This is a genomic window from Streptomyces sp. NPDC042346 (assembly GCF_055581845.1).
Window position 1 is genome coordinate 44598 of sequence record NZ_JBVJEH010000016.1, and the last position, 19355, is coordinate 63952.

General features: G+C 70.0%; 15 protein-coding genes and 1 pseudogene. 10 read left to right on the forward strand and 6 right to left on the reverse strand.

Features of this window, described 5'->3' with window-relative positions:
• The first annotated feature begins 910 nt into the window (after positions 1-910).
• The 4 genes from ACZ6K0_RS41610 to ACZ6K0_RS41625 all read left to right on the forward strand — a co-directional run bounded on the left by ACZ6K0_RS41610 (position 911) and on the right by ACZ6K0_RS41625 (position 5214).
• Positions 911-2527 (forward strand): ABC transporter transmembrane domain-containing protein, encoded by a 1617-nt coding sequence (locus ACZ6K0_RS41610; RefSeq protein WP_469235821.1) that lies wholly within the window; start codon positions 911-913, stop codon positions 2525-2527.
• Complete coding sequence (locus ACZ6K0_RS41615) at positions 2524-4284, forward strand: ABC transporter ATP-binding protein (protein ID WP_469235823.1); 1761 nt, start codon at positions 2524-2526, stop codon at positions 4282-4284. Before ACZ6K0_RS41610 ends, ACZ6K0_RS41615 begins: the two co-directional genes overlap by 4 nt.
• Positions 4285-4771: 487 nt before the next feature.
• Positions 4772-4984 (forward strand): colicin E3/pyocin S6 family cytotoxin, encoded by a 213-nt coding sequence (locus tag ACZ6K0_RS41620; protein WP_469235964.1) that lies wholly within the window; start codon positions 4772-4774, stop codon positions 4982-4984.
• Positions 4981-5214 carry a DUF7683 domain-containing protein gene (locus ACZ6K0_RS41625; RefSeq protein WP_469235825.1) on the forward strand — a complete coding sequence of 78 codons (234 nt, stop codon included), beginning with the start codon at positions 4981-4983 and terminating at the stop codon, positions 5212-5214. The genes ACZ6K0_RS41620 and ACZ6K0_RS41625 overlap by 4 nt, the downstream gene beginning before the upstream one ends.
• Before the next feature lie 280 nt (positions 5215-5494).
• Here the strand turns inward: ACZ6K0_RS41625 and ACZ6K0_RS41630 are convergent, their stop codons facing one another.
• The 4 genes from ACZ6K0_RS41630 to ACZ6K0_RS41645 all read right to left on the reverse strand — a co-directional run bounded on the left by ACZ6K0_RS41630 (position 5495) and on the right by ACZ6K0_RS41645 (position 9783).
• Positions 5495-6544, reverse strand: coding sequence for a bifunctional class I SAM-dependent methyltransferase/NUDIX hydrolase (locus ACZ6K0_RS41630; protein ID WP_469235827.1), 1050 nt, complete (start codon positions 6542-6544; stop codon positions 5495-5497).
• 31 nt (positions 6545-6575) lie between these two features.
• A complete protein-coding gene (locus ACZ6K0_RS41635) occupies positions 6576-7166 on the reverse strand; it encodes a class I SAM-dependent methyltransferase (RefSeq protein ID WP_469235829.1) in 591 nt (196 codons plus the stop codon).
• 178 nt (positions 7167-7344) lie between these two features.
• The gene (locus ACZ6K0_RS41640; protein ID WP_469235966.1) at positions 7345-7788 is read right to left on the reverse strand and encodes an NUDIX domain-containing protein; all 444 of its coding nucleotides are present in this window, start codon (positions 7786-7788) and stop codon (positions 7345-7347) included.
• A 165-nt stretch (positions 7789-7953) separates the two neighbouring features.
• Positions 7954-9783 carry an ATP-binding cassette domain-containing protein gene (locus tag ACZ6K0_RS41645; RefSeq protein WP_469235968.1) on the reverse strand — a complete coding sequence of 610 codons (1830 nt, stop codon included), beginning with the start codon at positions 9781-9783 and terminating at the stop codon, positions 7954-7956.
• Positions 9784-10265: 482 nt separating this feature from the next.
• Between ACZ6K0_RS41645 and ACZ6K0_RS41650 the strand changes: the two genes are divergently transcribed.
• From ACZ6K0_RS41650 to ACZ6K0_RS41670, 5 genes are all read left to right on the forward strand, one after another.
• Positions 10266-10826 carry an NUDIX hydrolase gene (locus ACZ6K0_RS41650; protein WP_469235831.1) on the forward strand — a complete coding sequence of 187 codons (561 nt, stop codon included), beginning with the start codon at positions 10266-10268 and terminating at the stop codon, positions 10824-10826.
• A gap of 255 nt (positions 10827-11081) precedes the next feature.
• On the forward strand, positions 11082-11471 hold the full coding sequence (locus ACZ6K0_RS41655; RefSeq protein WP_469235833.1) for an HIT domain-containing protein: 390 nt from the start codon (positions 11082-11084) through the stop codon (positions 11469-11471).
• 511 nt (positions 11472-11982) lie between these two features.
• Positions 11983-12297 (forward strand): SDR family oxidoreductase, encoded by a 315-nt coding sequence (locus ACZ6K0_RS41660; RefSeq protein ID WP_376410834.1) that lies wholly within the window; start codon positions 11983-11985, stop codon positions 12295-12297.
• A gap of 35 nt (positions 12298-12332) precedes the next feature.
• The gene (locus ACZ6K0_RS41665; protein ID WP_469235835.1) at positions 12333-12764 is read left to right on the forward strand and encodes an NUDIX hydrolase; all 432 of its coding nucleotides are present in this window, start codon (positions 12333-12335) and stop codon (positions 12762-12764) included.
• 537 nt (positions 12765-13301) lie between these two features.
• Positions 13302-13427, forward strand: coding sequence for a hypothetical protein (locus ACZ6K0_RS41670; RefSeq protein ID WP_376410840.1), 126 nt, complete (start codon positions 13302-13304; stop codon positions 13425-13427).
• Positions 13428-13662: 235 nt separating this feature from the next.
• Here ACZ6K0_RS41670 and ACZ6K0_RS41675 read toward each other — a convergent pair.
• Positions 13663-13755, reverse strand: a pseudogene (locus tag ACZ6K0_RS41675) (IS5/IS1182 family transposase); the annotation flags it as partial.
• Positions 13756-14096: 341 nt separating this feature from the next.
• On the reverse strand, positions 14097-16313 hold the full coding sequence (locus ACZ6K0_RS41680; protein WP_469235837.1) for an FG-GAP repeat domain-containing protein: 2217 nt from the start codon (positions 16311-16313) through the stop codon (positions 14097-14099).
• Between the two features lie 733 nt (positions 16314-17046).
• Here ACZ6K0_RS41680 and ACZ6K0_RS41685 point away from each other — a divergent pair.
• Entirely contained in the window at positions 17047-19308 is a 2262-nt protein-coding gene (locus ACZ6K0_RS41685) for an FG-GAP-like repeat-containing protein (RefSeq protein ID WP_469235839.1), read from the forward strand.
• Positions 19309-19355: the final 47 nt, after the last annotated feature.

Sequence of the window (19355 nt, forward strand, 5' to 3'; positions counted from 1 at the left end):
CAGCAAAGGGACATACTCGCGGAGCCGGAGAAGCAGGATCAGCGCGCCCTCCTCTCCCGACTCGAGTCCGGCTACGGCCGCGACGCCGAGGACGACTGCCACCGTCAGCAGCAGGAAGGCCGACGGCCTGCGATATCGCGTGAAGTTCATGATCCCCCGAACGATGTGAATCACGCAGCCTGAGGGACAAGGCGGGGCAGAGGCTAGGGCCGAGGTGCGTGGCGGATCCCGCCGGCGGCGCAGGTAGGCGCGGTTTTTGCGGGAGGCGTACGCCTTGCCGGCGCGCACGCGATCGGGACGGACGCGCGGCCGGCCCGATGCGGGGCACGCGGACCGTTGCCGGCACGGGTCCGAATTGCGGTGAGCCCCCCGCCGCCCGGCCGTGATCGGTTTCGGCCTTGCTCGGGGGCGTTCACGAGTGTGTCTGACCAGGAGAAGTGTGTCTGACCAGGAGCTACTCGCCCCTTTGAAGATCTTTTCCCGTGGGGCGAGTGATCGTTCCCCAACAGACTGCAGTCAGTCGGCGCACTAGGCCAGGAACCTCGCTCCGGCTTACCCGATGAGGCCGAGCGGATGGCGATACGCCGAGGCGAAGGGCTCGACGTTGTCACCTTCGTTGGCGCATTGCGACCTCACGGCGTATGGCCCTTCGGCCGTATGGCATTTTCTTGCGTACGGCGCATGCAGTACCGCAGCCGGATCATTCGCTGACGCCCCTCGATCCCACGCAAGGACGGCCGAGATGATACATGGACCAGACCTGCCCGAAGGCGCGCGCCGGGTTCCTTACGAGTCCCCGGGCCTGCCGGATCATCGGAGCCCGCTACGGTTCCTGTGGTGGCTGACGACAAGTCAGTACAGGCGGGTACTGGTCGGCACCCTATGGGGCAGTACGTGGATGTGTGCGCTCATGCTTCCGCCGTACCTGTTGTCGAAGACGATCGACGAGGGGCTCAAGGCGCGGGACACCGGGATGCTGCTCCTCTGGATCGGAGCCGTGGTCGTCACCGGGGCCGGGACAGCGATCCTCGGCATCCTGCGGCACCGCACCATGACGCGCATCCGTGTGGACGCGGCCTACCGGACGGTCCAGGTCGTCACGCGCCACGTCACCCGGCTGGGGTCGGCGCTACCCCGACAGGTGTCTGCGGGTGAGCTCACACACCTCCAAGTCGGCGACATCAGCAGGATCGCCCAGACACTGACCATCACCGGACCCGGCGTAGGTGCGGGCATCGCGTATGCCGCAACTGCTGTCCTGCTGGTCCGGATCTCGGCCGTCATCGCTGTGGTGGTCCTTCTCGGCGTCCCGGCCCTGGCCCTGACCGTCGGCCCTCTGCTGGGAAAGCTGCACGGCGCCGAAAGCCGCTACCGGGAGGACCAGGGTGCTCTGACCTCTCTCGCAGGCGACATGGTGGCCGGCCTGAGCGTCCTCAACGGGATCGGCGGCAAGCCCCTGTTCGCCGGGCGGTACCGGGAACGCTCCCAGGCTCTGGTCCCCCTCGGATACCGCGTCGCTGCCATCACCAGCTGGGTCCAGGCACTCACCGCGTGCCTGCCCATGGTCTTCCTTGCCGTGGTGACGTGGATCAGCGCGCGGATGGCGGCCAGTGGGGCCATCACCGTAGGTGAGCTGGTGGCGGTCTACGGATATGTTGCGGCTCTGCTGGTACCCGTCTCATCCTTGTTCGAAGGGGCGGATGACCTGCCGCGCGGGCTCGTCTCCGCACGGAGGGTGGTCGACATCCTGGCGCTCGCGCCGGCTCCCGAGGAGCACCGGACCCGGCTCGACCCCCCAGCCGCTCCCGGCCTGCTGCACGACCCTGTATCGGGCCTGGTGGTGGCCCCGGGGAAAGTGACGGCTCTGGTCGGTGCCCGTCCCGACGAGCCGCGCGCCGTGGTGGACCGGCTGGCCGGCTACACGGACTCCGAGGCCTCCTGGGGGGACCTCAAGCTGTCCGACTGGGACCGCACGGCTCTCAGGCGGCACATTCTGCTCACGGACAACGATGCCTATATGTTCCCGGGCCCCCTGCGTTCCGTCGTCTCCGGCAGCACCGGCCGCTGCGACGAGGACATCCGGCGGGCGCTGCACGCCGCCGCAGCGGAGGACATCATCGACGCGCTCCCCGACAGGCTCGACACCCGCCTGGAGAATCAGGCCCGCAACGTCTCGGGAGGACAGCGCCAGCGGCTGCAGCTGACGCGGGCCCTGCTCGCGGATCCGGCAGTGCTCCTGCTCGTAGAACCGACGTCGGCACTGGACGCGCACACGGAGGCAACCGTTGCCGCTCGGGTGGCAACGCACCGGCACGGGCGGACCACCCTCGTCGTCAGCACATCGCCGCTCGTGCTCGGCCAGGCCGACGAAGTCGCCTACCTCGTGAACGGAAGGGTGCAGGCGACCGGTTCGCACGGAGAGCTCCTCGCCGACCAGCCGGGATACGCGGCACTGGTGTTCCGCGGCAGCTCCGAGATCCCTGGCGAAGCCGCCGTGGCACAGCCCGTGGAAGGACAGTCCCGATGAGCAGGTCCGACAAGACGCCCCGCCTGCCGATCGCCGATGCCAGGACGGTTCGCCAGGCCGGCTGGCAGCTGTTGAGGGACGACTCGGGCGCCGTCTGCGCGATGCTGCTGCTGACGTGCCTTGCCGCGCTTGCCGGCGCGGCCGGTCCCTGGCTCCTCGGCCGCATCGTGACCAGGGTCGAGTCCGGTGACCTGTCCGTCTCCGCGGTCGACGGACTGGCCGCGGCGGTTCTGGGCTTCTCGGCGGCCCGATTGGTGTTGTCGCGCTATGCGCGAGGTCTCTCCCATCGCTTCGGCGAGCGCGCGCTCGCCAGGCTCCGCGAGGAGGTCGTCGACCGCACCCTCTCGCTGCCGGGGCGTGTCGCGGACGAGGTGAGCACCGGTGATCTGGTCACCCGTACCACCCTGGACGTCTCGACCGTCGCGGCCACGCTGCGCAATGCGGCTCCGGACATGTTCATCTCCGGCATCCAGGTCGTGTTCATCTTCGCCGCGGTCTTCCTCCTCGACCCGCTGCTCGGTCTCTGCTCGGTCGTGGGACTGCCACTCGTGTGGGGCGTGAGCCGCTGGTACCTCGCGCGCTCCCGCGACGCCTATCTCGCCGAGGGAGCGGCCGCCGGCGATGTCTCCGAGATCCTCAACTCCACCGCGCACGGCGCCCGTACCGTCGAGGCCTACGGGCTGCGCGAACTGCGGAACAGCACCCTCGACAAGGCCATCGACACCACCTACCGCGCCGGCATGCGCACGCTCTCCCTACGGACGGTGCTGTTCCCGGTCACCGAGTTCGCGCACACGCTGCCCATGGCGCTCATCCTGCTCGTGGGCGGGTTCGGCTACCTCAACGGCGCGATCTCCCTGGGAGTCGTGGTGGCGGGCAGCCTGTACATGTGGCAGCTGGTCGAACCGCTCAACCAGATGCTCATCTGGGTCGAACAACTGCAGCGCAGCGGCGCCTCGTTCGCCCGCATCAAGGGTGTCGGGCTGGTGTCGCACACAGCTGACGCTCCTGTGTCGGCCCCCGTGGACGACCTCATTGAGGTCAAGGGCGTGGGGTATTCCTACGTCCCCGGGCACGAGATCCTCAAGGACGTGGAGCTGCTGGTCCGTCCCGGTGAACGGCTGGCGGTGGTCGGCCGGTCAGGAGCCGGCAAGTCCACCCTCGCCAAGTTGCTGTCCGGTGTGGACGTCCCTGACACCGGCCACGTCCTGGTCGGCGGCGTGCCCGTCGCCGACCAGGCCGCGGCGGGCGAACTGGGCAACCGCATCGTCCTCATCACGCAACAACACCACGTGTTCATGGGCACCCTTCGCGACAACATGACCATGGCCGCGCCCGAAGCCGACGACGAGGCCGTCCTCGCGGCCCTGAGGTCGGTGGAAGCGGACTGGGTGGCCGAACTGCCGGAGGGCCTGGACACCCCGCTGGGCTCAGGCGGAGTCGAACTGGAGGCCGCCCAGGCACAGCAGCTCACCCTGGCCAGGGTGCATCTGGCGGACCCGCACACCCTGATCCTGGACGAGGCCACGTCACTGCTCGACCCGACGACGGCCCGGCAGGCGGAGCGGGCAGTGGCCGCCGTCCGGTCGGACCGCACCGTCATCGCCATCGCCCACCGGCTGCAGACCGCGCACGACGCCGATCGCATCGCCGTCATGGAGTCCGGCCGCATCGTCGAGCTGGGCACCCACGACGAGTTGGTCGGCGCGGGCGGACCGTACTCGGACCTGTGGCGGTCGTGGAACGGCGAAAGCTGAGTCTTCGGCACGGCGCACGCCCCTGGGAGTCCGCTCCCCGGGGGCGTACCCGCTTCTGCTCCCCGCCTGCTCCGGCGTGAGGCGGAGGCCGAGGCCGGAGCCGAGGAGCAGGAGGTCGACGAAGGCTGGGTCCCCGACTGGCTGGAGGAGAAGGCCAACACGGTCGGCATCTACGCCACCGAGATCTTCACCAACACCGACGTTCTGACCGCAGCCTTCGAGACCGCCCTGAACACTTACGCCATGGAAGCCGGCGTCGGCGGCATCGTCGGCGGCGGAGCGGTCTGCCTCACCAGCTTCGGCTGTCTGGCCGGGGCTCCCGCAATCGCCGTTGGCGCCGGACTGATCGTCGGCGGCGCCGTCGTGGCCCGCGGACGGCAATCCCCGGATCGACGAAGGCCTCAACGTCGCGCTCCGCAACGCACGGGCAGGACGAACGCCTCCCAGAAGGTGCAGACCGGTCCCGCGCCTACCCCGAAGGACCTGCCTGCCTTCCTGGAACCCAGCGCACCAAGTCGAAGACGCCCGTCCAGGGGGGCGTGCCCGCTGGAAGGATTCCAAGGGCAACATCTACGAGCACGAGCGTCAGCACGACACGGTCGAGAAGTACAGCAAGAACGGCAAGCATATCGGGGTGTACGACTACCGCACCGGGAAGCAGACCACGCCGCGCGACCCCACACGAGAGGTGGAGAAGTGATCTACCGAATCGCCCAGTATCGCAAGACCGAGGACTTCACCGACGACCGGTGGGACGTGAGCTCGCTCTGCGAGGAAACCCTGGCGAAGATCTTCCGCATCGCACATCCTGACCATCTCGGGGACACATACCTGGTCACCGAAGAGCAGGCCACCAAGCTCGCGGTGCTCACCGGTCTCACCTTCGACCTCGACACCTACGAGTACTTTCTCGAGCCCACCGCCGACTGACCGAAGCAGTCACTAGTTCACCGACACACGGCCCGGCGTCGTCGCCTGCACCGCGCCGGGCCATGTGCGTCCTGTCTGTGCCCCCACCCGCACCGCGCCCGCCCCCACTGCCGCGCTGCAGCCCATACCGCGCCAGCGCACTCGGCCAAGAGCACGTTCCTGTGCGAGCGTCCAGGTCTCGGCGACGGTGACGTCCTTCGTCCACTCCGCCTCGTGGCACCAGCAGGACAGCTCGAAGCGGTAGGCGCCGTGGTCGAGTTCGACGTCCTCGATCTACGACTCACGCCTCCAGCGACGGCACTCGGCCGGGGCCGATGGCGTCCTCGTGCTGCTGCGGGACGCCGGACCACCGGGTGACGAGGACGGGCACCGTCACTCGGACGACGTCGCCGACGCGGTCAAGGAGCGTGCCCAGCACCCGCACGTCGGTGGGAACGGCGACGAGACCGGCTTCTTCGGCAAGTTCCCGTACCGCGGCCTCGGCGAAGGTCTCGCCCGGCTCCACGGAGCCGCCGGGGAGCTCCCAGGTACCACGTCGATGCTTCCCCAGCAGGAGACCGTCCGGACCATGCACGATCACACCCACCCCGACGGCGGCGTGAGGCAGGGGCGGGTTGTTCGAGCGGGGCCGGCTCGGCACCCGTTCCGGACGGCGGGCCGTGTAGAGCCGGTACGACAGCGGCTGGCCGGCCTGCGGCGAGTCCATGGCCGTCACGGTGTCCACGACCAGGCCGTGGTCGACGAGGAGGTCCTCCCACAGCTGGGGTTCGAGGACCCACATGTGCATCTGGTGCTCGGCATCCGTGCCGGGCAGCCGCAGGATCTCGGGGCGCGCGGTGACGGAGTCGGACGGCCCGTCGCCGGCCGAGTTGGTGTGCAGCGCGCTGAACAGCAGCCGCCCGCCTGGCTTGAGGCCGGTGGCCAGGGCAGGCAGGAGGCGGTGCGGGTCCATGAACGGTACGCCGCTGACGGAGTAGACCAGGTCGTACGGGGCGGCTTCCAGCAGGTGGTCGACCGCGTCTGCGCATACCAGGCGCAGGCCGGGGGTGTCGGGGTAGCGGGCGAGGGCACGCTGGTGCTGCATGGAAGAGGCGTCAATGGCAGTGACGTCGGCGCCGAGGGCGGCGAGACGTGCGGCGTGCCGGCCGACTCCGGCCCCGAGGTCCAGGACGCGCATACCGGCCACCTCGCCGAGCACGTCGATGCCGGGGCCGGCCTGCAGGATGTCCCAGGCCCAGCCGTCCAGTTCCGGCAGGTCGAAGGTCCGGCCGAGCTGGTGGAGGCCGTAGAGGTTCCAGATCTCGCCGGCGTGCTTTTCGATGTCCAGCACGAGAGGTTTCCTTCCGTTCGCAGAGCGGTGGTCAGGGGTGCAGGGCGTAGCAGCGCAGGACGCCGAGGTCGGCGGTTCGCACGACGGACCAGCCGGTCGTGAGCAGTTCGGCGTCCGCGGGCGAGATCCCGAGCCCGAGGAGGGCCGGGTCGGTGGTCGTACGGCGGCCGGCGATCTCGGTGACGACCCAGAAGGTGCCGCCAGGTGCGAGGAGTCGGTGGACTCGGTCGAGGAAGGACCGCTTGTCGTCCATCCACCGGTAGACCAGGCGGCAGGCGATGAGAGCGTAGGCAGGATCCGGCAGGGTGGTGAGGTCGCTGGTGGCGAAGTCCAGGCACTGCCAGGCCGGCACCGGTCCGGGCCCGGTGTCCTGGGCGGCGGCGAGCGCGATGGCGCTGGGGGAGCAGTCGATCCCCGCCGTGCGGTAGCCGAGTTTGTGCTGCAAGTAGCGGGCCAGGGCGCCGTCGCCGCTACCGACGTCGAGGGCGGGCCGGCCGCAGCCGAGGTCGAGGTGCTCGGCCATCAGCTGCTTCTCGGTCTCACACAGCTTCCGGTAGCGGCGGCCGTCGGCCCAGAGCGGTTCCCAGTAGGCGGGGCTCGCGGTGGACGTGGTGGTGGTCATGATGCTCCCTCTCGGACGGGCGGCACAGCCGGGCGGGGGGCATGGTCCGCAGAGCGCGTACGGGGGACGCCAGAAGCAGGAGGACCGGCAGGACCTGGAGGAACGACCTCGCTCCCGAGCAGGCACCGGTAGCCCGGGACCGTCCAGGCCGTGGACTTCCGCACCCCGGCGGCGACCGTCACCGGGACCCACCCCCGCCGGCCAGTTCGGGGGCGGTCACGTTGGCGTACCGGTCCCCGGCGGCGAAGCGGCGCAGGACCTCATGGGTGAAGGGGTGACAGCCCTTCGGCGGGCTGGCGGGATCGACCCAGACCAGCTCGGTGTGCGTGTCCGGCTCCCGGTTGTACGGATCACCCTCCCACTCCCGCGCCAGGAACACGACGCCGGCCACCCGCTCTCCGTCCGCGGCGTGCAGGTGGACCAGCTGGCAGAACTCGAGCCGGGCCGGTGGAACACGGATGCCGGTCTCCTCGACGAGTTCGCGCGCCGAGCCCTCGTCGAAGAACTCGCCGGCTTCGAGCCGGCCTCCGACGACGGTGAGCAAGTCGGGCGAGTGCCAGGAGCTGAGCTGGTGCCGGAGGGTGAGCACCCGGCCATCACCGGGACGCTGGAGCAAGACCATCACGTGGCAGATGCTCCGGTACGTCGTTTGCGGCGGGGTAGTGCCCCGGCTGGCGGTCGGTTCTTCGTCCATCGGGAGCCCTCTCGGTGAGGCGGCGGATCGGCGGATACGGGGTAGCCGCCCCGGCTGTTGCCGGCCGGGGCGGCCCAGGGCGACGGCACCGAGTCAGGCGGGACGGTTCACCTCATGGCCGGTGCGCTGCTCCAGCTCCCACAGGGTCCGGAACAGCCCGGGTTCAGCAGTGAGCTGTTCGTACGTTCCCTCCTGCACGAGGCGTCCCCGGTCGAGGACGACGATCCGGTCGGCGACGGCGACATTGGCGAGCCGGTGGGTGATCAGGAGGATGGCCCGGTCCTTGGCCAACTGCCGCAGGCCGGTGAAGACATGATGCTCAGCACGGGCGTCGAGGGCGGCCGTGGGCTCGTCCATCACGAGCAGGGCCGCCTGCCGGTGGAACGCCCGGGTCAGGACGACGCGCTGCCACTGCCCGCCGGACAGCTGATGGCCCCCGAACCACTCGGACGTCAAGAGGGTGTCGAGCCCGGACCGCAGGTCGGGCAGCATGTCCGCGGCGCCGGACGCCTCGCAGGCAGCCATGAGGGCGGCGTCGCTGGTGTCGCCCTGCCCGAGGCTGACGTTGTCGCGGAGGGTCAGCGGCAGGTAGGTGAACCGCTGCGGCGCCAGCGCGACGTGCTTCCACGCCTCCCACGGATCCATCCGCGCAGTCGTCGCATGGTCCCAGGCGACTTCCCCCGAGGTCGGCAGCAGCAGGCCGCAGATCAGCCGGGACAGCGTCGTCTTCCCCGATCCGTTCTCCCCGACCAGCGCCACGATCTCCCCGCGCCGCACCTGCAGCGACACCCCGGTGAGACTGTCCTTCTGCGCACCGTCGTACCGGTAGGTCACGTCGCGGACCTCGAACCGCTCCGGCGCCCCCGGCAGCAACTCGGAACCGCGCGAGGCTGACATTGCCTGCCCATGGGCGTTGTCGAGGAAATGCTGCCAGTCCTGCACGTACCAGCCGGTGCGGACCAGCCGGGCTCCGCCGTTGATGATGCCGCGCACGGAGCTGGTCGCCGTCTGTAGAGCTAACACCGCGCCGCCTCCGGCGGCCAGGTCCATCCGGCCGGAGACCAGGAGCCACAGCAGCGTCGCCCAGACCGCCGCCGAGGCGACGCCGCCAGCCGCCGCCCCGACCAGACCCATCCAGGCCCCGGTGCTGGCGGCCTTGCGCTCGGCGGCGTTGACCACCGCGGCGAGGCGCCGGTAGCGGCCGAGGAGGAAGGGGCCCGCGAGGCAGGCTCTCATCTCCTCGCTGGACTCCATGTAGGACATGTGCCAGCGCAGTTTGTGCAGCATCCGCCGGCGCCCCGACGTCTCCAGTCCCGCCAGATACACCACCCGCGCGGCTCGCACGTACGCGGCGGCCTGCGGCAGGCACGCCAAGAGCAGGAGGGGAAGGAGAAGGGGGTGGATCACGGCGAGGACGGTCGCTCCGGCGGCGAGGGTCGCGGTGGAGGCCAGGACGTCCTGGGCTTCCTCGACGAGGTCGGGGGTGACCTGGGCGCCGCGGTCGGCGATGTCGTAGGAGTCGTTGTAGCCGGGCTTGTTGTTCGCCGCGGCCTCGGCGCCGAGCGCCGCCTCGACCATGCTCACCTCCGCGGCCCGGGCCAGCACGGGCCGCAGCCGACCGGTCAGCCACGTCACCGTGATTCCCAGCAGGGCACGCAGCCCGGTGGCCGCGGCGACGACTGCCAGCTGCGGAGCCGCCTCCCTTAGTCGTTCGGTGATGTCGCCGGAGGAGATCAGCGCGGTGAGCGTCCCGGTGACGGCGAACAGCCCCAGGGCGGCCAGCACGCCGGAGCCGATCTGGCACGCGAGCAGCCCGGCCGTCGCGCCCCGGTCCACCTGCCAGGCCATCGTCAGCGACCGCCGTACCAACGAGGGCAGGCGCCGTGCCATCGTGGCGGCTGTCATCTGCGCGCCGGCCCCCAGCCGGGACTCGTCCCGGAACTGGAACTCCTCCTCCTGGGCGCTGCTCGTGTTTTCCGGGTGAGTTCCCCCAGCTTCGCCTGCGTGCGCCTGTTTGGATGTGCTTTCCACGGTCAAGCTGTCCCCCAGTCTCGTGGTCGGGGCCGGTTCGTGAGGCTCAACGAGCCGGCCGGGATATCGAACGTGTGTATTTCGGTCGGGCATGAAATCCCGGGATGGTGCGGGCGAAGGAGCGTGAGCGATGCATCGACCCGCTTCCCGCAACAGGAGTGCACTGAAGGGTGGTTGGCCGAAACGCCGACGATGCCGCTACGGAGGTCGCGGTGGGCGCGTTGGCGTGGAGCGACTCCGGCCCGGCTTGTAGGCTGCGGGCTTCCCCGTACACCGCGCACCTTCACCGGAGCTGACGGTGCACGTGCTGGTTTCCCGAATCTGGGCAGTTGCTCATCAGGAGTGTTCCTCCCTGGCCATCGTGGAGGTGACTCATGGCGATCACTGATTCCGATATCCCGGACGCCCTTGATGCCTATCTGCAGCGCTACCCGGACGATGCCGAGCAGATGTCCGAGGCCCTGCGACTCCTGGAGCAGGGCCGAGGCTTCGCCTCCCGGTGTAGCTTCCCCATGCACGTGACCGTCGGTACCCTGCTTGTCCGCGACGACGCCGAGATCCTGCTCATCGAGCACCTCGCCTACGGGATCACCCATCGGCCCGGCGGCCACCTTGAGCCGACCGATGCCGCGCTGGTCGAGGCGGCGGTCCGCGAGCTGACGGAGGAGACCGGCATCGACCCCCGCCAGGTCTCCGTGGTCTCGCCGACGCCCGTCTACGTCGAGTACGGCAAGGTGCCGGCCCGACCCCAGAAGAACGAGCCGGAGCGCTACCACCTGGACATCGGATACGCCTGCACCACGATCCGCGGTGAGGTCGGACGCATCCAGGAATCCGAGGTGACCGGGGCCGGCTGGTATGCGCTGGACGTTGCCGAGCGCCTTGTCGGCCGCCGTATCGCCCGAGCGATTGGCGCGCCAGTACAGGCCGACTGACTCGGAGGCGATGCCCGGCGTTCTTCCACCCGCCTTGTGCCGGGCCGGGCGCCAGCGGTCCTGCGTCTGCGCCGCGTCACCTGATCGGGTGGGGGTTAGCGCGGGTTCGAGGGTGGCTTGGGAAATCGGACCCGCCAGCAACAACCCGTTGCTTATCGTGAGTTCGGTCGTGATCGGGTGCAGTGGATTCCCGAGGGACGGTGAGCCGCGCCACGCAGGTCGGCGTCCGATCCGTCCGACGCAAACAGAAGGCGAATGACTGTGACGACCGATGATGCTGCCGTCTCCGATTTCTACTGCCACCAGGCGCTGTCCGGCCTGGTGCCGATCGAGATCGTCGCCGAGACGGACCGGGCCCTCGCCTTCCACCACACCAACGCGTCGCACCCGGTGCACATCGTGGTGATTCCGAAGGAGCACGTATCGTCGCTGACGAATCTGGGCGGTGCTGACCCGGGTCTCCTGACGGAGGTCTTCGCCCTGGTGCGCGAGGTGGCCGCCGACGTCGAGAAGGAGCATGGATCGTGCTCGGTGACCACGAACCTGGGGCTCTACCAGGAGTCCAAGCACCTGCACGTACACGTGGTCTTCAGAGGTGAGAGCCCCGAGCAGATCCTTGGCACCTACGGTCACCACGACGGCTGACGCTAGCCGCGCCGATGCCGGGGCGCTCGCGCCCACGGTGATCCGCGCGACTCGCGCGGCGGCAGCGCTCACCCGCCCCTCCTCGCCGTCCAGATGGGTCTCCAGACGGGCCCGAAGGTCGTTGGGGGAGATGAGCAGGGGAGCGAGGGCTGCCCGGTCGGTGTCGGTCAGCGGCTGGCTGTTGGGGTGTGCGGTGGTGACGGTGCGGGCCAGCCGGTCCAGCGCCGCAGTGGTTGTGTCGGCCATGCGGAAGGTCCTTCCGGGCAGGGCCTACCGGCCCCCGGGGTATCGGGTGGTCCCCGGGGGTGGGCGGGCGATGCTCGGGATGCGGTCAGGTGGTGCGGGACGGAGCCGGCGCCGGTACTGGGCCCCCGTTGGCGGTCTGGGTCCGGCACCAGGCGGCCAGGTCCGCAGCGGTGCCCAGCAGCCCATGGGGCCCGGAGGCGATGAGGTCCTCGCGGCTCGCGTAGCCGTAGGCGACGGCGATGGCGGTCAGGCCGGCGGTGTGGGTGTGGCGTACATCCTCACCGCCTACAGCACCGCCAAAGCTGGCTTGATCGGCCGCACCCGCTCGCTGGCCAGGGAACCTGGCACCCACGGCATCTGCGTGAACACTGTCGTCCCCGGAGCGATCCAGGTCGCCGCCGAGGACAGTCTCCCCGCCCACCACCGAGCACGGCCCGAGGAACAGATCGCCTGCCAGTGCGTCCCCCGCCGCGGACAGCCCGAAGACGTGGCAGCTGCCATCGCCTTCCTCGCCGGACCCAGCGCATCGTTCATCACCGGCCAGTCGTTGCACATCGACGGCGGCTGGCAACTCCACTGACCACGCCCCGATGCCCAGCCCGGAAAGGGAACCCCATGAAGCAGCGCGTCCGCGCCATCCTGATCACCCCGCAGTTCACCACGCTTGTCATGAAGCGCGTCCGCCCCGGCTCTGCCCCCTACTGGGTGATCGTCGGGGGTGGCGTCGAGGAGAGCGATGTCACTCGGGAGGACGCCCTCCTGCGAGAGGTACGCGAGGAGATCGCCGGCGACGCCGAGATCGTCCGCCTGTTTCACGAGATGGAGAACGCCAAGGGAGAGGAGGAGTTCTTCTACCTCACCCGTATCGACACGTGGGACTTCGAGAACCGGACCGGCCCCGAATTCGCTCGGACCGACCGTGGCGAGTACGTCCTCGAAGAGGTCCCGCTCACCACCAAGGCCATCGCCGGCCTGAACCTGCTGCCCGAGGAGATCTCCACGGTGCTGTGCCAGGCCCTTGAGCGTGGGGACCTGCTTGCCGCATAGACCGGCCGCTCGGCTGGGCTTCTCTGTTCGCGCTCTGGCCTCTGGCGCTGCTCGCGACGGGCGTGGAGCTGCGGAACTCGATGCCGAACGTCCGAGCACCGCGACCTGTACGAGTCGGATTACCGGTCCTGCTCTTGCGCCGAGGTCGCCGGCTCCGCCGACTCGCCGGGGGTGGGGGAAGCCGTCCCGGGCGAGGAGTTCGGCGTAGGCGTGTTCGAAGCCGGTCGGGCTCATGGCCTGGAGCTGCTTGCGCTGTGCCTCCAGTGGGATGTTCGTTCCGTTCTCCAGTAATACTTCGGCGTCGGCCCTGCGGTTGTGGTCCTCGGTCCTTTGTTCCTGCCGCACTCGGGCGATCCCGGGTCTCGTTCGTGCCCAGGCCGCCAGTGTGTGCTTGGTCGTGATGTGCCAGATGGTCTCCGGGCCGTGGCCGCCGGCTGGGGCCTGCCTGGGCGGGTGGGCGAAGTGCCGGTGGGCTTTCCCGCCCGGCCGCCCGCGCGTCACGAGCGGCACCCGGGTGCCCACGGGGGTCTCGAACCCGTGGAAGCAGGAGAAGCACACCAGCTGGCCCGTGCCGCCGTGCCCGAGGCGCTTCCGGCGCTCCGGCGGTCCCTCGGCGATGTGTACCTCCCGCAGGGTCTCCAGGTCGAAGCCGACCACGAGTAAGTCGTCCTGCACCGCGCTCTCCCGTTCATAGCGGTGCTGCCCCGCCGACTGCGGCCGGGGTGGGTCTTGGTCGTCGAACCCGCGCGAGCGTACGTTTGGGTGAGGGCGGAGCGACAGTCCGCCCATCCCGCAGGGATGGTCTGCGCATTGGCCACGTCATCGGGGCTCCTACAGTGATGAGTCGCCGTTACTGCCCGGAGCGGTCGCCCGGATTGCCGAGCCGTTCCCGTGTCGCGGCCAGGCCGGAGTCGCGCCAGGCCTTCGCGCGGGCGGTGTTGTCGGGCACCGGACGTGTCGCGGCGACCACGAGTTTGGTGTCGGCGTCGATGACTGCGTCCAGAACCGGGCCCGCCTGGTCCGCGTCCTCGACGAACGGCTCGACCGGCTGGAGGGCGCGCCCATCCCGGAGAGGTTGCACCGAGCGGGGGCTGAACTGCCTGCTGGACGGTTGCGCGCGGCGGGGGGCCGAAGCCGCCGTCAAGGCCGTCCAGCAGTGTTCCGGCATCAAGGCCGACGGCCAGGTCGGCCGGCTGCGGATTCGCCGCTCGGCTGCGGCGAGCGGCGAGTCCAGCGACAGTCGGGCCGGCGCAACCGACGAGCCGGCGTGGAGTCGGCGGATTGAGGTGCCGTGCTGGATCTTCAGGGGATTCAGGACGGAGCCAGGGGGTCTCAGAAGAGGAGGGGGTGTGGTGCACCCAGGGCGGAGTACGGGGCGCGGCCGGGTGACTGGCGGGGGCCGAGCGGGGCTTTCCAGTCGCCGGTGCCCTTGTAGAAGGTGACCCAGGAGACGCCGTCCCAGCCGTCTTCGGCGATCAGGTCGGGGTGTCCGTCGTGGTCGGCGTCGCCGATGCCGATGATCTGTTGGTAGGCGTTCCAGCCGCCGCCGACCTTTGTGCGGGGTGCGAAGGTGCCGTCGCCTTTGCCGAGGTGGAGCCACAGGACGCCGGCCTTGTCGCGGGCCAAGAGGTCGCCGGCTTTGGCGCCGCCGATGTTGCCGGTGGCGGTGAGGAGGTTGTAGGTGTTCCATCCGCCGCCGATCCGGGCACGGGGCGCGAACGGTTTGGCGACGGAGCCCGTGGCTTTGTACAGCCACAGGACGCCCGCCTTGTCGGTGGCGATCAGGTCGGGGCGGCCGTCGCCGGTGAGGTCGGATCCTGCCGCGAGCTTGTCGTAGGTGTTCCATCCGCCGCCGATCCGGATCGGCTTGGCGAGGGAGTGGCCGGTGTTGGGGTACAGCCACAGATCGCCGGTGGTCTTGTTGCGGGCGATGATGTCCGAGTGCGGGGTCGCGTCGAGGTTCCCGGCGGACAGGAGTCGGTCGTACACGTTCCAGCCGCCGCCCCGATCGGTCCGTTCCCAGTACCCGTCGAGCTCGGGGAGGAACTGCCCGACGTCGTAGGAGACCAGGCGGCCTTCGCCGGTTCGGACGAGCATGTCGGGTGAGCCGTTGTCGGAGTAGTCGTGCGCCGCGGTGCCGCTCGTGACCGTCAGGGTGCCAGTGCGCTCGGCCGTGCCGCCGATGCCGCTGGTCGGGGTGGCGGTCATCTTCCACTCGTAGGGGCCGTTGTAGGCGGCAATGCCTGTGCTGAAGGTCCCGTTCCACTCGAAGGCGGCCTCGGTGTCCGTGCCCAGAAGCGTCGTGCCGGCGGTCCAGGTCCTGCCTGTCTGCTTGTGCGTGACGCGCAGGTTCACCAGCAGGTCGCTGCGGCCGTATGTCCACCGCAGCACCGTCTTGGCGCCGGCCGCGCGGAAGTCGGCTATGGCGGGGACCTGCTGGGACACTACCGTGGTCGCCGTGGTCACGCCGTTGGTCGCCAACAACACCGCGGCGGGCCGGCCGTCCGGCCCGAGCCCGATCCGGTAGACGCCCGTGCCGCGCTCTGGGGTGGTGCCCTGCGCCAGCAGGCCCTGATCGGCGCCGGCCAGGACCTTCATGCCCTTGAGCAAGTTGATCGTGGCGCCGCCCTCCAGGGAGACGGCTGAGAGGTCTTGGTCGCGACCCCCGTACACCGCCCAGTCTCCCAGCAGTCCGATCTGCGCGGTGGTGGAAATGATGGCCGGGTGACGTGTCGCTTCCTCCGTGCCGCGGCGAGCGGTCACCAGGGTGCCGGATCCGTCGGGCCTCTGCTCTATCCAGGCCACATGAGTCGTGGAGACTGCGATGTCGGAGAAGGGGGAGGCGTCGGCCAGCGCCCGGTCTTCGATCACCTTCGCTTCCGCGAGGTCGATGACGGCCAGGCGCTCCTGGGACGTGTGGCCGACGTTGACCTGGTAGTGGACGGCGAGGGTGCCTGGCAGGGAATACCCCACGCCCCTGATCGTCATGTCGGAAGGGAGACCGGTGACCTGACGGTGGATCGTCGTGTCCGCCGACTTGGACAGGAGGTGCAGGCTCTCCTCGTCGGTGCCGATCTTCCAGAGCACGAGCGTCCCCTGTACGAGGATCTTGAAGCTCCTGCCCGTCCCGACGGAGGACGCGTCGATATCGACGGGCTCGCCGCCCGCCATGTCCAGGATCCGGTAGACGTTCTCCTGGGCCCGCACCACGACATGGTCGCTGTCGAGGGCGACGCCGGGGAGGGAGCCGTCGGAACTGGCAGGAAGGGGGGTGGTCGCCCCGTCCTCGGACCGGTGCCATTGGTAGGTGAACTTCGATCCGACGGGTGCGTAGGTCACGAAGCCGGACGGGCCTCCGGCCAACAGATCTGCGTCGCCGGGTATGACGAACGCGCGCTTCTGCTCCTGCGGGGCCGTGGTCGAGACCGGGCCCCCGTCCGCCGTGGGAAGGGCGGCTCCCGGACCGGCTGCCATGGCAGGGCCGGCCGTCGCCGTGAGAACGACGGAGACGGAGAGGGCGAGCCGGCCGACACTGCTTTGGTGATTCAAGGGTGATTCTCCAGGAGCGCTGCGGTCGTGGCGTCCATGCACCACGATCACAGGACTCACGACAGCCCTCTGGGGTTGTATACGCGTTCGCACTCGGACGTGCGATCTCCAACGATTGGGCGACTACGCGAGGTGGCGACCGCACGCGGACCTGAACCAGACTCGAAGAACTGGCGGTTGTCTTCCGAACTGCTGTACAACCTTGAACGGCCTTCATGAGTCCTTTGGTCGTGGCACACCGACTCGACCACGGACCTCCGGAGGAATCCCCCTTTGAAGCACCTTCGCCGCGCCGGCCGACGCTTCGCCGTGGCCGCCACGGTCCCCCTCGCAGCGACGGCCAGTGCGGCAGTGACGAGCCCGGCGTTCGGAGCGAGCACGGCTGCCGCGGCCCCGGCAGCCGACCAGCAAGAGCCCTTCGGCGTGCCGCCGGGCACCACGGCGTTGCCCGGTGCACCGACCGGTTTCCCGACGGAGCCCCGGGCCTCGGTGACATCGACGGTGACAGCCTGAACGACCTGGCCGCGAACGGCACGCCCACCAGCCCCGATCCGGGCCTGCTCGTCCACCGCGGGACGGGCCGGTGGCAGACCCCCCTCGGCCCCGTCGAGTACGCGTCCGCGGACTGCACGGCTTGGCCCGCACGACATCCACTGATCCGCGTCAAGTCCGCCGGCTCCACGGACTTGCCGATGCCCTCACCCTCCTCAGAACTCGGAGAGAACCCACCCCCGTGAAGCACCACAGACGCATCACCCGGCGTCACCTCAGCGCCTCCGTCGCCGTCGCCCTCGCGGTGACGACCGGGGCGCTGACGGCTCCGGCGGTCGCCGCCGGGCAGCCGGCGCCGCCCGCCACCGCCCAGGAACCGGCGGACGAGCAGGCACCGCTCGACATCCCGGCCGACTCGAAACTGCTCAGCACGGGTCCGACCGGAATGCTGACCAGCACGGGCCGGCAGGCGGACACCTCCGTCTACCGCTGGACGCCTCACAGGGGTGGCGCCACCGTCACGCTCCCCGCCGGGCCCAAGTGGGGCAGCACGGGCACAGACCTCGTCGTATCCAAGAGCGGGGACGTGTACACGCTCACTGACATGAGTGGGGAGTCGGAGCCGGTCGTCATCGACGTATCGGGGCTCGGCACTCCCGGCGAGCCCTACCACCTGCGCCGGGTCATCGGCACGACGTTGCTGATGAGCCACTACACGAACTCCCGGTGGACGCATCACCTGGTGTCCGTGGTGGACGGCCGGACCGTCGATCGCCCGGTCGCGGAGCCGATCGGCCGGTTCGACTACGGCCTGCACGACGCCGGGCCGGGGCGCATCGTCCTCAGCTACGTGGTGTCCGGGGCGGGCTCGTCCACGCGGCGGTTCTGCCTGGTGGACGCGACGACCGGCGAGGTGACCGAGAACTACGAGGCGGGCTCCGGCTCGGAGGGCGTCGGTTCGGTCGCGCGGACCGCGAACCACCTGGCGTGGATCGCGTGGGGCGAGACTCCGATGCTGAGGGGCATGCTCCGAGGCACGCAGGACGTCGAGCGGGTACCGCTGACGACCACGGGCGAGGCGAGCGGGGTCGAGGTCCGCCCGCTCGCCGACTGGGCGCTGTACGCCCGGCCCGGCGGGGGCACGGCCTACACGGGGGCCGACCCCCTCCACGCGCTCACCGCCCGCTCCCTGACGACCGGTGAGACGTTCAAGGTCCTGGACCACGTGTCGTCGACCGCCTACGACCAGGACGGGAACCTGCTCGTCCTCGGAGGCACCCTCGCTCAGGGCGAGGGCCTGTACCGGATCGCCCCCGCCGCGGCCACCGGCAAGCCCGCCGCCATCCTCGTACGCGGCTCCGGCCGGCCGACCGCCCTGGTCGTGGTGGCGGAGACCCTGCCGCCGGACGGCACCTTCGACTTCGACCGTGCGGGCGGGCAGCTGACGGTCGGGATGACGCTAAGCCGCCCCAACGCGGACATGACCCTGAAGCTGACGCACACCGCCTCGGGCCGGATCGCCGAACCGTACATTTACTGGCCGGGCGGAGACCTGAGCCGGCCCACCGCCACCTGGAACGGGCGGTTCGGCGACGGGTACCCGGCCTACGACGGCGCCTACACCTGGACGCTGACGGCCACACCCTCCAACGGCATCGGTCCGGCGATCGAACGTAGGGGAACCTTCACGCTCACCCGTGCCCCCAGGCCGCGCGATTTCGACGGCAACGCCGCCCCGGATGTGCTGATCCGAGAGTTCGGTTTCCTCTCCTCGTACGACGCCCGGCAGATCCTCGGCCTGGGAAGCTGGGAGGACGCGGACGAGACGCGGATCGGTCGCGGCTGGAACGCGTACGACCGGATCACCCCCACCGGCGACCTCGGCGGCACCCGTCACGGCGACCTCGTCGCCCGCGACGGGGCCGGTGTCCTCTGGTTTTACGCAGGCCGGGCCGATGCCAGGGCTCCGTTCGGCACCCGCGTCCGGATCGGCGGTGGATGGCAGGCGTACGACAAGCTCGCCGGCGGCTCCGATCTCACCGGCGACGGGCGGAACGACCTCCTCGCTACCGACAAGACCGGCGTCCTCTGGCTCTACCCCGGCACCGGCAGCGCCACCAAGCCCTTCGCCACGCGCAAGAAGATCGGCAGCGGCTGGGGCGTCTACAACCAGCTCACCGCCACCGGGAACCTGGCAGGTGGCCCGGTCGGAGACCTCGTCGCCCGCGACAAGGCCGGAGTGCTCTGGCTCTACCTCGGCAAGGGCGACGGCACCTTCGCGCCCCGCACGCGGATCGGCGGCGGCTGGGGGGCGTTCAAGAGCGTCGTCGGCGTGGGCGACGCGGACGGCGACGGACACAACGACCTGCTCGCGCACGAGGACGTCGTCGGCCAGTACCCGCTGTTCCACATCTACCCGGGCACGGGCCAGTGGAAAGCACCACTCGGATCGCGGGAGACCTCCGTCCCCCAGTACGAGAACTGGGACGGCGACGTCTTCTGACGCCCCGCCCCATACCCCTGCTCCCGCACCCACTTCAGAAGGAGTCC

What these genes read in the sequence shown, in the direction of transcription:
- ACZ6K0_RS41635 (WP_469235829.1), bottom strand. Translation starts at nt 7,166, where the DNA reads ATGACCACCACCACGTCCACCGCGAGCCCCGCCTACTGGGAACCGCTC.
- ACZ6K0_RS41640 (WP_469235966.1), bottom strand. Translation starts at nt 7,788, where the DNA reads ATGGTCTTGCTCCAGCGTCCCGGTGATGGCCGGGTGCTCACCCTCCGG.
- ACZ6K0_RS41615 (WP_469235823.1), top strand. Translation starts at nt 2,524, where the DNA reads ATGAGCAGGTCCGACAAGACGCCCCGCCTGCCGATCGCCGATGCCAGG.
- ACZ6K0_RS41650 (WP_469235831.1), top strand. Translation starts at nt 10,266, where the DNA reads ATGGCGATCACTGATTCCGATATCCCGGACGCCCTTGATGCCTATCTG.
- ACZ6K0_RS41610 (WP_469235821.1), top strand. Translation starts at nt 911, where the DNA reads ATGCTTCCGCCGTACCTGTTGTCGAAGACGATCGACGAGGGGCTCAAG.
- ACZ6K0_RS41655 (WP_469235833.1), top strand. Translation starts at nt 11,082, where the DNA reads ATGACTGTGACGACCGATGATGCTGCCGTCTCCGATTTCTACTGCCAC.
- ACZ6K0_RS41665 (WP_469235835.1), top strand. Translation starts at nt 12,333, where the DNA reads ATGAAGCAGCGCGTCCGCGCCATCCTGATCACCCCGCAGTTCACCACG.